This is a genomic window from Bradyrhizobium sp. SZCCHNR2028, from assembly GCF_032380995.1.
Classification (GTDB): Bacteria; Pseudomonadota; Alphaproteobacteria; order Rhizobiales; family Xanthobacteraceae; genus Bradyrhizobium.
Window position 1 is genome coordinate 38,849 of the sequence record NZ_JAUHJF010000006.1, and the last position, 12,494, is coordinate 51,342.

The 12,494-nt window shown below is 67.1% G+C and carries 12 protein-coding genes; 7 read left to right on the forward strand and 5 right to left on the reverse strand.

Annotated elements, in window-relative coordinates; genetic code table 11:
- Positions 1–4 precede the first annotated feature (4 nt).
- Entirely contained in the window at positions 5–949 is a 945-nt protein-coding gene (locus tag QX121_RS12200; RefSeq protein WP_315812045.1) for a M28 family peptidase, read from the forward strand.
- 28 nt (positions 950–977) lie between these two features.
- Here the strand turns inward: QX121_RS12200 and QX121_RS12205 are convergent, their stop codons facing one another.
- Positions 978–3,104 (reverse strand): FAD-dependent oxidoreductase, encoded by a 2,127-nt coding sequence (locus tag QX121_RS12205; RefSeq protein ID WP_315812046.1) that lies wholly within the window; start codon positions 3,102–3,104, stop codon positions 978–980.
- Between the two features lie 355 nt (positions 3,105–3,459).
- Here QX121_RS12205 and QX121_RS12210 point away from each other — a divergent pair, with 355 nt between their 5' ends.
- The 3 genes from QX121_RS12210 (at position 3,460) to QX121_RS12220 (ending at position 5,166) form a co-directional block, all read left to right on the forward strand.
- Positions 3,460–4,176, forward strand: a complete 717-nt coding sequence (locus QX121_RS12210) for a hypothetical protein (protein WP_315735127.1) — start codon at positions 3,460–3,462, stop codon at positions 4,174–4,176.
- Positions 4,177–4,280: 104 nt separating this feature from the next.
- Positions 4,281–4,865: a YidB family protein gene (locus QX121_RS12215; protein WP_315783266.1), complete on the forward strand. Its 585-nt coding sequence runs from the start codon at positions 4,281–4,283 to the stop codon at positions 4,863–4,865.
- 34 nt (positions 4,866–4,899) lie between these two features.
- Positions 4,900–5,166, forward strand: coding sequence for a GlsB/YeaQ/YmgE family stress response membrane protein (locus QX121_RS12220; protein WP_315735131.1), 267 nt, complete (start codon positions 4,900–4,902; stop codon positions 5,164–5,166).
- Positions 5,167–5,221: 55 nt separating this feature from the next.
- Here the strand turns inward: QX121_RS12220 and QX121_RS12225 are convergent, their stop codons facing one another.
- Entirely contained in the window at positions 5,222–6,001 is a 780-nt protein-coding gene (locus QX121_RS12225; RefSeq protein WP_315812047.1) for an SDR family oxidoreductase, read from the reverse strand.
- Between the two features lie 233 nt (positions 6,002–6,234).
- Between QX121_RS12225 and QX121_RS12230 the strand changes: the two genes are divergently transcribed.
- The 3 genes from QX121_RS12230 (at position 6,235) to QX121_RS12240 (ending at position 9,360) form a co-directional block, all read left to right on the forward strand.
- Positions 6,235–7,299: an acyl-CoA dehydrogenase family protein gene (locus QX121_RS12230; protein ID WP_315812048.1), complete on the forward strand. Its 1,065-nt coding sequence runs from the start codon at positions 6,235–6,237 to the stop codon at positions 7,297–7,299.
- A 19-nt stretch (positions 7,300–7,318) separates the two neighbouring features.
- A complete protein-coding gene (locus QX121_RS12235) occupies positions 7,319–8,476 on the forward strand; it encodes an acyl-CoA dehydrogenase family protein (RefSeq protein WP_315812049.1) in 1,158 nt (385 codons plus the stop codon).
- 77 nt (positions 8,477–8,553) lie between these two features.
- Positions 8,554–9,360, forward strand: a complete 807-nt coding sequence (locus tag QX121_RS12240; protein WP_315735138.1) for an enoyl-CoA hydratase/isomerase family protein — start codon at positions 8,554–8,556, stop codon at positions 9,358–9,360.
- Between the two features lie 47 nt (positions 9,361–9,407).
- Here the strand turns inward: QX121_RS12240 and QX121_RS12245 are convergent, their stop codons facing one another.
- The 3 genes from QX121_RS12245 to QX121_RS12255 form a co-directional block, all read right to left on the reverse strand.
- Positions 9,408–10,181 (reverse strand): hypothetical protein, encoded by a 774-nt coding sequence (locus tag QX121_RS12245; RefSeq protein WP_315812050.1) that lies wholly within the window; start codon positions 10,179–10,181, stop codon positions 9,408–9,410.
- A gap of 131 nt (positions 10,182–10,312) precedes the next feature.
- Positions 10,313–11,107 carry an enoyl-CoA hydratase gene (locus tag QX121_RS12250; RefSeq protein ID WP_315812051.1) on the reverse strand — a complete coding sequence of 265 codons (795 nt, stop codon included), beginning with the start codon at positions 11,105–11,107 and terminating at the stop codon, positions 10,313–10,315.
- 201 nt (positions 11,108–11,308) lie between these two features.
- On the reverse strand, positions 11,309–12,493 hold the full coding sequence (locus tag QX121_RS12255; protein WP_315812191.1) for an ABC transporter substrate-binding protein: 1,185 nt from the start codon (positions 12,491–12,493) through the stop codon (positions 11,309–11,311).
- Position 12,494 lies beyond the last annotated feature (1 nt).

A 12,494-nucleotide genomic window follows, 5' to 3' on the forward strand; every position in this document is an offset into this window, starting at 1 on the left:
CTCGATGACTGAGTTCTGGCCTCGCCTGACCGCTACGGTGGCAATGGCGGCATTGCTGTTTGCATCCCCCGCGGCACGCGCCGCAGAGGTGCAGATCGAGCTCTGGGACGGGCAGCGCGCGATGGCCCATATCGCGGACCTGCTGAAATTCACGCCGCGCTCGATGGGCGAGCCGGGACATCAGAAAACGATCGACTACATCAAGGCGGCGATGGCCAAGAGCGCGGCGGACGCGGTGCTGACGCAGAGCTTCACCGCCAAGGGCGACGACGGCAAGACGATCCCGCTGACCAACATCATCGCCCGCTTCCAGGCGCAGAACCCGCGCCGCATCATCGTCGCGACGCATTACGACAGCATCGTCAAGGCCTATCGCGACCCGAAATCGCCGGACGCACCGATGCCGGGGGCCAACAACTCCGCCTCGGCGGTCGCGCTGCTGCTGGAGACCGCACGCGTGCTGTCGCTGTCGCCGAAGCCCGACGTCGGCATCGACATGATCTTCTTCGACGGCGAGGAGGGGCCGAAATCGCTCGGCGCCGGCGATCCGACCTGGCGTCCGCTGGGCTCGCCGCATTTCGCGGCCAATCTGAAGACCTATTATCCGGCGCACAAGCCGGAGAAGGCGGTCGATTTCGACATGGTCTGCGACAAGGATCTCAAGCTGCAGCCGGAGCCCTCGTCGCTCGGCTCGGCGCTGCCGGAGCTCAAGAAGTTCTGGAGCATCGGCAGCCGTATCGCGCCATCGGCGTTCTCGCCGGAGCCCACGGCGTATCCGATCAGCGACGACCACACGGCGCTGCAGCAGGCCGGGATTCCGAGCTTCCTCGTCATCGACTTCGACTACGAGCCCTATTTCAACACCACGCAGGATACGATCGAGCAGTGCTCGGCGCAGAGCCTGGAGACCGTCGGCCGCACCCTGCTGCGCTACCTCTATACGCCTTGATACGCCCGAGCTGCGGCAGGCGCCGCGCTCACGCCGCCCGCGCCCGTGCCTTCAGCGGATCCGACGCGACCTCTGATGCGCGCGCCAACAGGCCGGGCACGAGCGCTTCGGCCGCCTCAGCGCCCGAGATCACCACGGCCTCCACCCCCGCTCCGGCATTGCCGCCGCCGGCGATGACGAGGTTGCGCAGCGGAGCCTTGGCGCCCTTCAGCCGTCCCGACCGGGCCACGCCATAGATCGCGCCGGCGCTGGCGAGGTCGTAGCGCGCATAGGTCACGGGGCTGGCGTCGGTGCGGTAGACGATGTGCTGCGACAGGCCGGGAATGATGGTCTCGGCCGCCGCGACCATGGCATCGCCGAGCTGCTGCTTGCGCGCCTCGTAGTCCGGCGAGCGGCGCCACGCCTTCCAGTCGTCGCCGCCCTCGCCCGGAAACCAGCCCTTGGCCTGCTCGTGAGGAACGAGGGTGATGATCGTCATCGTCGCATGTCCGTCGGGCGCAGCCGACGGATCGAGCTTGGACATCACCGCGAGGCCGATCCCCATCGGCGAGTCGAGATGCGTGGTGGGCGCGATGTCGGGCACCATGTCGAGGCCGAGATGCACCGAGAAGCACGACGTAGCCGGCGCGAGGCTGCGGGCACGCTCACGAAAGACGGCGGGCAGATCGTCGGGCCTCAGCAGCTCGGTCAAGGTGCGGCCGAGATCGGCATTCGAGACCACCGCCTGCGCGCGGACCGTGCGGCCATTGCCGAGCACGACACCGGCGGCACGGCCGTCCTCGACCAGAATGCGCGCGACCTTGGATTTCAGATGCACCTCGCCGCCCCGGGCAGTGACCGCCTCGGCGAGCACGTCCGCGAGGTGGCCGGAGCCGCCGACCGGATAAAAGCCGCCCTTGAAGTAGTAGCCGAAGATCGGGACCATCTGGGCGCAGCTCAGCTTCTCGCTGCCGTCGCCGAGATAGCCCGACAGCGCATTGAGATAGGCGATCAGCTCGGGATCGGAGACATGGGCGGCGACCAGCTCGTCAAACGGGCGGTTCATCCAGCGGTACGCCTGCGGATGCTTGCGCGGGAAGGCCAGCATCTCCTCCAATGTGGCCGGCATGCCGGGAATGCCGCTGCGGCCCTGCCCCGTCGCATACATGCTCTCGAAGATGGCATGGATGGTGTCGAACAGCCGGGTCAGCCCGTCCGCGCTGGCCGGAAACATCTCGCAGAGCAGTCGGACATAGGCGCGCCAGTCCTCGGGCACGTCGATGCGGCGGCCGGCGAGACGGTAGGAGTGAATGACCCGCTTCCACTGGATGCGGTCGGCGACGCCGAGCCGGCGCAGCACGCTGTCGACCGGCCCGCCGGGCCAGACGCCGGAGAAATCGTGCGGCCCGGCATCGAAGCGATACAGCACCGGCTTGTTGTCGTGGTGGGCCTTGCGCAGATAAGTGTGGCAGAAGCCGCCGGGCACGACGTGGTGGTCGAACACCTTCACCTTCAGCCCGGACTCCGCGAGCAGGGCTGCCGCCGTCAGCCCGCCGATGCCCGCGCCGATCACCGCGACGTCGCACTCGGTGTCGGCCGCTTGGGTGAAGCTCGGCGCCGGCCATTGGCACTCCTCGCGCGCGGCCCGCATGCGCAGCAAGGCCTGGCGAATCGCGAAGCGCGGGCCGAAGATCGAGATCAGCGCGCCGACGACGACGATCATCGTCGTGATCCAGGAGGCGACGCCGGCCCAGCGGCACAGGCCGAGCACGAGGAACAGGACGCCCCAGAGCCCGGTCATCATCATGTTGATCAGGTGGAACTGGGGCGTCGCGGCGCTGTCGGCATAGGCCGACCGGGAATAGTCCGCGGTCCAGGGACGACCGACGGCGAGCGAAGCAAAGCTGATGAGGCCGAGCCCTGCGAAGGACAGCCACAGCGCATTGCCGGCCGTCCAATTCGGCGCGACGTCGTTGGCGATCGCCAGCACGACGAACAGCGCGAGGCTTCCGAGTTCCAGCGGCGCGAGCTGGCCCCGGGAGGCTCGCCAGACGTTGGCGGCCAGCGCCAGGCCCAGTGCGGACCACATCGCCCATGCCGGCTGGTGCCAGGCCAGTAGCGCCCAGAACACGACGAACGGCAGCAGCGCCAGCTTGACCGTGAGGAACACTTTCATGGCAGCCTCCTCCGCGCCGGACGCGGCGCAGGTTATCTTTCCATTGTCAAGATATTCATAGGAGTGCTCGCCTGGTTCCGTCAACACCAATCTTTCCAACGTCAAGATTAGTTTTGTCAACTACGGCGGGATGAAAATGGTGGAAAGGTGCTGCGTATCGTTCCGGCGCCACAGCAAGGTGCGATTCACGAGCGGCACCGCCGTCAATGCCGACCCGACTGTGGCAACCAGATCACGGAACCACGGCAAATAAAGAAGAAAGTCGCAAATTACGCAGCATTGGAGTCACACCTCGCCGCAAAATGGCGACAATCTCCCGTCATCTGAGGCGGGGAGCCGCTGAGGATTGCCGTTCGTGTACCCACCCCGCCTGCCAGTACTGATCTTTGCAGCGATCACCTGCCTGCCCGCCGTGCAACCTCCACGCGCGCACGCAGAGTGGTGGAGCCGCTCCCCGACGGATTTCGAGGAATGCGCCGACGCCGCCGAGAAGTCGGCCTCCAAGGAGGAGAAGACGGCGGCGCTGGCGCAGTGCAACGCTAAATTTGCCGGGAGACGGAAGCCGGGCGGCGGCTATGTCTATTACGACTTCATGCAGGATCGCAGCTTCGACATTGCCGGTCCCAATCCCACGGCCGAAGAGCAGAAGTTCATCGACCAGCAGTATACGCAATACCTCGAGCGCCAGCGCCACGCCAACATGAGCTCGGCGATGATGTCGCGGCCGCAAACGCAGGACCTCCAGCCCTCGCTCCGGGACATGACGGCGCGGGCCGCGATCGAGCCGCCGAAGCCGGCCATGCCGGCCCCGCCGCCGCAACGGCCGAGCAAGCCGCCGGCTTCGTCCGCGCAAGGCGGATTGCCACCGCCGACGTCGAACGTGGAGGCACGCGCCCGCATCAAGGCGGCGCAATGTGCCAAGGACGGCTGGCGCCGCGATTCGTTCTCGTGCAACTTTCCGGTCCTGTCCGAGAAGCTCGACGAACTGAAGCGGATGTTCACCGGTCCGAGCCAGACCGCGGCCGCGCCGCCCGGGGCCAAGGCGCCGAAACGGGCCGAAGCCAGGAACTGAGCCGCGCGCGACACGTTCCCCCTACGCGACCATTCTGCACGCGGCTTGTAACGCCGCGTGCAAGCCCATAGGTTTTGTCGGCGTGGGGCGCAGGAGGCAGGGTCATGGGTCTACTCGATATCCTCAACGGCATGCAGAACGGCCCGAACGGGCCGAGTCATCCGACCACGCAGAAGAGCGGCGGCATGTCGCCGATGACGATGGCGATCCTCGCTTTGCTGGCGTGGAAAGCGGTGAAGCATTTCTCGCAGAATGGGCAGCAGCCGAACGCGGCGCCTGCGCCGGTCCCGCCGCCCCAGCCGACCGGGAATCAAGGCGGTGCGCTTGGTGGCGGATTGAGTGGCGGCCTCGGCAACATCATCGCCGGCGGCCTGGGCGGACTGCTGGCGGGCGGCGCGGCCGGCAGCGTGCTGTCGGGCGGGCTCGGCGATCTCCTGCGCCAGTTCCAGGACAAGGGCCATGGCGACACCGCGAACTCCTGGGTCTCCCCCGGCGAGAACAAGCCGATCTCGCCCGGCGATCTCGCCAATGCGCTCGGCGCCGATCAGATCGATCAGCTCACCGCGCAGAGCGGGCTGTCGCGCGAGGAGCTGTTGAACGGGCTGAGCCAGTACCTGCCGAAAGTGATCGATCAGCTCACGCCGGACGGGCGGCTGCCGACCGAGCACGAGTTGGCGGGCCGGATCTGACGCTCCGCGATCGCTGACGGGAAGGACGACACTCATGCTGCACATTCTGATCGTCGGGCTGGTCGCCGGCTTCCTGGCGCGGCTTCTATCGCCGGGTCCCAACAATCCCTCCGGCTTCATCCTGACCATCGTGCTCGGAATCCTCGGCGCGTTCCTCGCCACCGCCATCGGGCAGGCCATCGGCCGCTACGGCCCCGACCAGGGCGCGGGCTACGTGACCGCGACCCTCGGCGCGGTCGTGGTGTTATTCATCTGGAACAGGCTGGTCGCCAGCGGCACGATCCGCGATTTCAATCGGTAACCGCCTCACGCCACGTCATTGCGAGCGACCACAACGGCCGCTCGCCATGACCATTTCACCCCAACAGATGCATCCCCGCATCCATGCGCACGACCTCGCCGGTCATGTGGCCTGATGCCGGACTCGCCAGGAACGCCACGAGCTGCGCGATATCTTCGGCGGATGAAGCCGCGCGCAGCGGCACCCGCGCCACCACGGCATCGCGCACCTGCTTGGCACCGGCCTCGCCGCGGCCCTTGGTGAACCACGGCGTATCGATATAGCCGGGGCAGACGGTGTTGATGCGGATCGCAGGCGCCAGGGCGCGCGCCAGCGACAGCGTCATCGTGTTCAGCGCGCCCTTGCTGGCGGCGTAGGCAACCGACGAGCCGACGCCGCTGATGCCGGCCACCGACGAGACGTTGACGACCGCGGACGCACGCGCCGTCGCCTTGGCCGCCGCTTCCAGCAGCGGCCGCGCGGCGCGCACCATCTGGAAGGGGCCGATGGTGTTGACCGCAAAGATGCGCTGGAAATCCTCGGCCGAAAGGCCGTCGAGCTGATCGTGCGGTACGTGCTTGGTGGTGCCGGCATTGTTGACGAGCGCATCCAGCCGGCCCCAGGCCGCAGCGGCGGCGACGATCTTGCGGCAATCCTCGTCGCGCGACACGTCGCCTTGGATGACGACGACCTCGGCACCTTCCTTGCGGCAAAGATCGGCGGTCTGCTCGGCCTCACTCTTGCTGTTCGAATAGTTCACGACGATGCGCATGCCGGCCTTCGCCAGCAGCAACGCGGTCGCGGCTCCGAGGCCGGACGCCGAACCCGTCACGATCGCGCACAGACCTTCAGCCATTCCGCACCTCCCTGTTTGCTTTGCTTCTTCTTAGCCAACATCGCTGCATCTGCAAAATCGGCACAATCTCCGCAGCGCGGAAATCGCTCGCCTCCATGCGGCGAGCGGACGGGCCCCTGCAGCGGGCTACGCTTGTCAGGACCGTCGCTTGCGCTCATCATGCCGGCAAAACATCGCCGGCGCGCGCAGGACATGGCGCGCCGAGACCGACGACAACGAGGGCGAGGAGCGCTGTGGCGGAAGCCGAGAACATCGTCGTTGCGACCGCGGAAAGGATCTTCGCCGATCTTGCCGACCCGCAGACGATCAATCACGACAAGGACGGCCGCTGGACGGCGCCGCTGTGGCGGGCGCTGAGCGAGGCCGGCCTGCCGCTCGCCTGGGTGGGCGAGGAGTTCGGCGGCGCCGGCACTGACCTCGCCGACGGCTTTGAGATCATCAATGCCGCCGGCCGTTTTGCGATTGCGGTGCCGCTGGCCGAGACGTTGCTTGCGGGCTGGCTGCTGCAACAAGGCGGCATTGCCTCGCCCGACGGCGCCATGACGATCGCGCCGGCTCATCCGAGAGACCGGATCACGCTCCACACCGACGGCACCTTGTCCGGCAGTGCCCGCGGCGTGCCGTTCGCCAGGACGGCGCAGCATGTTGCCGTGCTCGCCCAGGGCGGAGACGGCGTGTCGATCGCGCTGGTCGAGACCGCGCGCCTGCGCATCGACGCGGGCCTCAACCTCGCCAACGATCCCAGCGACACGGTGACCTTCGACAAGATCATGCCGCTGGCATGCCGGCCGGCGCCGGCCGGCTTCGACGCCACCACCCTGATGTTGATGGGCGGCGTCGCCCGCGGACTGCAGATCGCCGGCGCGCTGGATCGGCTGCTCGCGATCAGCGTGAACTATGCGGGTGAGCGCGTCGCCTTCGAGAAGCCGATCGGCAAATTCCAGGCGGTGCAGCACAACCTGGCACGGCTGGCCGGTGAGAGCGCCGCCGCGAGCGCGGCCGCAACATCCGCCGCGGATGCGATCGCGCGTGCCGGCGCATTCGACGAGGCGGTGTTTCTCGAAGCCGCCGCGGCCAAGATCCGCTGCGCCGAGGCCGCCGAGAAGGGTGCGGCGATCGCGCATCAGGTCCACGGAGCCATCGGCTTCACCACCGAGCACATCCTGCACCGCTTCTCGCTGCGCGCGCTGGCCTGGCGCGACGATTTCGGATCCGAGAGTCACTGGGCCGTGGAGCTCGGCAATCGCGTCGCCGCGCGCGGTGCCGATGAGCTGTGGCCGCTGGTCGCCTCGCGCTGACGACGAAGGGGATTGCCGCATGACCGCACTTCGTTTCGATCCGATCCGCCTGCCGAGGGAATGCGAGGAGCTCCGCAAGGAGGTGCGCGCCTTCCTCGCTGATGAGATCGCGGCCGGCACCTTCAACCCGTACCAGCCCAAGCGCGAGGATGCCGACGCGCGCGAGTTTGCAGCCCGCGTCGGCGCGCGCGGCTGGATCGGCATGACATGGCCGAAACAATATGGCGGCCACGAGCGCTCGTTCCTGGAGCGCTACGTCGTGACCGAGGAGATGCGCGTCGCCAACGCGCCCGTCAGGCGCTTCTTCGTCGCCGACCGGCAGAGCGGCCCGATCCTGCTGCGCTACGCACCCGAGCATATCAAGATGGACATCCTGCCGCGCATCTGCCGCGGCGAGCTGTGCTTCGCGATCGGCATGAGCGAGCCGAACTCCGGCTCGGACCTGTTCGCAGCCAAGACGCGCGCGACCAAGACCGAGGGCGGCTGGCTGATCAACGGCTCGAAGATCTGGACGACGTCGGCGCACATGGCCGACTACATGATCGCGATCTTCCGCACCTCGCCGTCGACCAAGGAGAACAGGCGTCATGGTCTGACGCAGTTCCTGGTGAACATGAAATCGCCCGGCATCAAGGTGAATCCGATTGGCCAGATCACCGGACAGAAGGAGTTCAACGAGGTCGTCTTCACCGACGCCTTCGTGCCCGACGACCATCAGCTCGGTGAGATCGACGGCGCCTGGAAGCAGGCGACCTCCGAGCTCGCCTATGAGCGCTCGGGACCGGAGCGCTTCCTCGAAACCTATTACGTGCTGACCGAGCTGGTGCGCGCGATCGGTCCCGATCCGGACACGCGCAGCGCCGAGGGCATCGGCCGCCTGGTGGCGCAGCTGCATGCGATGCGGCGGATGTCGGTGTCGGTCGCCGGCATGCTGCAGGCCGGCAAGGAGCCGGTGGTCGAGGCCTCGATCGTCAAGGACGTCGGCACGGTATGGGAGCAGCAGCTGCCGCACCGCGTCCGCGACCTCGCCGCCTTCGTCGAGGAGAACGCAGGAAATCGCGAAACCTTGGAGAACCAGCTGACATTTGCGATGCAAACCGCGCCGAAGCTGACGATCCAGGGCGGCACCACCGAGGTGCTGCGCGGCATCATCGCGCGCGGGCTGGGACTGCGGTGAGGCAGACAGCATTCCGACGGTCGCGAACTGATAGCGCTGGCAATGACGCCCGGAAAGCAGAATCGGAGACCACAACCATGACCCACTTTCCTGACATCGGGGTCGAGATCCACGGCCATGTCGGCCTGATCGAGATCCGCCGGCCGCCGCTCAACTTCTTCGACATTTCGCTGATCAACCAGATCGCCGACGCGCTCGAAGGCTTCGACCGCGACATCGAGATCCGCGCCTCGGTGCTGGCGGCGCAGGGCAAGGCGTTCTGCGCCGGCGCCAACTTCACCGATCCGGCGCGCCAGGCGCAGGAAGCGGCCGGCGCCAAAGGCGATCCGGCCGACAGCCTCGGGGCGATCAACCATCTCTACATGCAGGCCGTGCGGATTTTCCGCTGCAAGAAACCGGTCGTCGCCGCCGTGCACGGCGCCGCCATCGGTGGCGGGCTCGGCCTCGCCGTCTCGGCCGACTTCCGCGTCACCTGTCCGGAAGCGCGCTTCTCCGCCAATTTCACCAAGCTCGGCTTCCATCCCGGCTTCGGGCTGACGGTGACGCTGCCCGAGCTGATCGGCAAGAACAACGCCGAGCTGATGTTCTACACCAGCCGCCGTGTCACCGGCGAAGAGGCGCTGAAGATGGGGCTCGCCAATGAATGCGTGCCGCAGGACCAGGTGCGGACAGCCGCGATGAAGCTCGCCGCCGAGATCGCCGAATGCTCGCCGCTCGGCCTGCTGTCGACCCGCGCGACGATGCGCGCCAGCCTCGCCGACCGTGTGATGGCAGCAACCGAGCACGAGCTCGCCGAACAGACCCGGCTGCGCGCGACCGAGGATTTCAAGGAAGGCGTCAAGGCAACGGAGGAGCGGCGCTTCGCGAACTTCAAGGGGCGGTGACGAGCCTCGAGCTTCCAACGTCGTCATGGCCGGGCCATGACGAGCAACTAACTGGCGACCGCCCCCTGCAACGCGAAGGCAACGCCGCCAATCGTGAAACAACCGCCTGAAACCGCATAGCCACGGGCGCGCGCGGCGTCGGTCACACGTGCAGCATCGGCGACGCGGAACGTCAGGCCGCTCATGAGTTCGCGCTCGCCGGGTTCGACACGGATACGGGCGTTCGGCAAGTACAACTGCTCAACACCATCGCTGCCGGCCGCCGGCACCACGTCGAGAATCCGCCCCCAATGCGCGGCGAGCGAGGTCGGCTCGGGGCTCCGCAGCACCACCTCGGTCATCGCCGTCGTCACGTCGCTGCGGATCGCGCGCGTCCAATCCGACCCGGCGGGCGGATAGGCGCCAAGCACATCGTCGCTGCCCTCGGTGTGATTGAGCTCGATGAAGGCGGCGCGGCAGTCACGCGGATGCAGTTGCACGCCGTGATAGGGCGGATGATCGATCACGTTGGCGGTCCGCACACCCATCTCGTTGGCGCGGGCGGCGCGGCCATCGGGATCATCGCAGGAAAAGATCGCCATGTAGCCGCCGCGGCCGCCGGTCTTGTCGAGGAAGCGTCCCGCCGCGGTGTCCTCGCGGGTCGGCGCAATCACCTCGAGCAGGATCGGCCCGACCGGCAGCAGCGCATTCTCCAGTCCGTATTTGGCGACATGCAGATCGCGGTAGCAGACCTCCAGCCCCATGATCGCGGTGATGTCCGAGACCACCGGCTCGAGCCGGGGCGCGACCAGGCAGATCTGACGGAGGTGGAGGTAAGGCATCGCAGCCCTCTTTGAGGAATCACGTGTTCACACAAGCCCGCGGCGTCATTGCGAGCGACGCGACGCAATCCAGAGCTCAGGCCATGACCCTGGATTGCGTCGCTTCGCTCGCAATGACGGAGAACGCGGAGCTACCGACCCTGAAACACCGGCGCGCGCTTCTCGACGAAGGCTTTCGCCGCCTCCTTGTGATCCTCCGTGTCGCTGCAGCGTGAGTGGTGCATCGCCTCGGCGTCGAAGCAGGCCTCCAGCGTCATCGTCTCGGCATTGTTGATGTTGCGCTTGATGTAGCCGAGCGTCACGCTCGGCCCCTGCGCCAGCGACAGCGCCAGCGCGCGCGTGGCGGCTTCGACCTCGGCGGCGGGCACGACCTTGGTGACCATGCCCAGTGCGAGCGCCTCCTGCGCCGTCAGGACCGGCGAGGTCAGATACAGCTCCCGCGCCTTGGCGCTGCCGAGCAGTTGCGTGAGGAAGTAGGTGCCGCCGAAATCGCCCGACAGCCCGACCTTGGCGAAGGCCGTCGTGATCTTGGCCGACTCGCCGGCCACCCGCAGATCGCAGGCCAGCGCGATCGACAGGCCGGCGCCGGCGGCCGCGCCGTCGATCTGCGCCACCACCGGTTTCTGCATCTGGTGCAGCAGCCGCGACACCTCCATGCGCTCGCGCAAGGTCGAGACCTTGGTCTCGAACGAGGGCGCGGTCTTGGCTTCGGCCATCGCCTTGACGTCGCCGCCGACGCAGAAGGTGCCGCCGGCGCCCTTGAGCAGCACGGCGCGCACCTCGGGATCATTGGCCGCGCGATGCGCCGCCTCGACCAGGCCCTTGGTCATGTCGCTGTTGAGCGCGTTGCGTCGCTCCGGACGGTTCATCGTGATCGTGAGCAGGCCGGAGTCGAGATGCTGCAGGACTGTCGTGTTGGTGGTCATGGCCGGCGCTCCTTGTTGTTTCCCGGTGTTATGTCTCCCGTCATTCCGGGGCGACACGGCGGCGTCGAACCCGGAATCCCGAGCTGATGGACTCACATCGAGGTTCCGGGTTCAACGCTGCGCGTTGCCCCGGAACGACGGATGTCGTGGCAGAGTTTGCGCCTTGCGCAGGCGCGCCCCGGAATGCCGTGGCCCCGGCCGTCACTTCTTCACAAGCGGGCAGCGCGACGCCTCGAGCGGCTGAAATGCCTCGTCGCCCGACACGGTCGCGAGCAGCTTGTAGTCGTCGGACTTCCCCTTCGATTCCGACGGCTTCTTGACCTCGAACAGGTACATGTCATGCACCATGCGTCCATCCTCGCGGATGCGGCCGCCCTTGGCGAACATGTCGTTGATCGGTGTCGCCCGCATCACCTTCATGACGGCGTCCGCATCGGTCGTCCCGGCCGTCTTCACGGCTTTCAGATAGTGCGTGACGGAGGAATAGACGCCGGCCTGGGCCGAGGTCGGCACGCGCCTGGTGCGCTCCATGAAGCGTTTGGTGAAGGCGCGGGTGTCGTCGTTGAGATCCCAATAGAACGCTTCCGCGACCAGAAGCTCCTGCGCCGTCTCGAGCCCGACGCTGTCGATGTCGGAGACGAAGGCGAGCAGCGGCGACAGCTTCTGGCCGCCTTTGCTGAGGCCGAACTCCGCCGCCTGCTTGATCGCGTTGATGGTGTCGCCGCCGGCATTGGCGAGCCCGATCACCTTGGCCTTGGAGGCCTGGGCCTGGAGCAGGAAGGAGGAGAAGTCCGATGTATTGAGCGGATGACGCACACTGCCGAGCACCTTGCCGCCCGACTTCACCACCACGGCGGTGGTGTCCTTCTCCAGATCCTGGCCGAAGGCGTAATCGGCGGTCAGGAAGAACCAGCTGTCGAGGCCGGACTTCACCGCCGCCAATCCCGTGACATTGGCCTGCGCGAAGGTGTCGAACACGTAGTGGACGGTGTACGGGCCGCAGGCCTCGTTGGACAGCCTGACAGAGCCGGGACCGTTGAAGATGATGATCTTGTTGCGCGCCTTGGCGATCTCGCCGGCGGCCAGCGCGGTGGCGGAGGCTGCGACATCCCAGATCATCTCGACGCCCTGGTTGTCGAGCATGTCGCGGGCGATGTTGGCGGCGAGATCGGCCTTGTTGAGATGGTCGGCCGCAAGCACCTCGATCTTGCGGCCCAGCACCTCGCCGCCGAAATCCTCGACGGCCATCTTCGCCGCGGTCTCGCTGCCGGGACCGGTGATGTCGGCGTAGAGGCTCGACATGTCCAGGATGCCGCCGATCTTCAGCGGCGGCTTGCTCTGCGCATGCGCCACGCCCGCAGAGAACGTCAGCGCCGACGCCAGCATG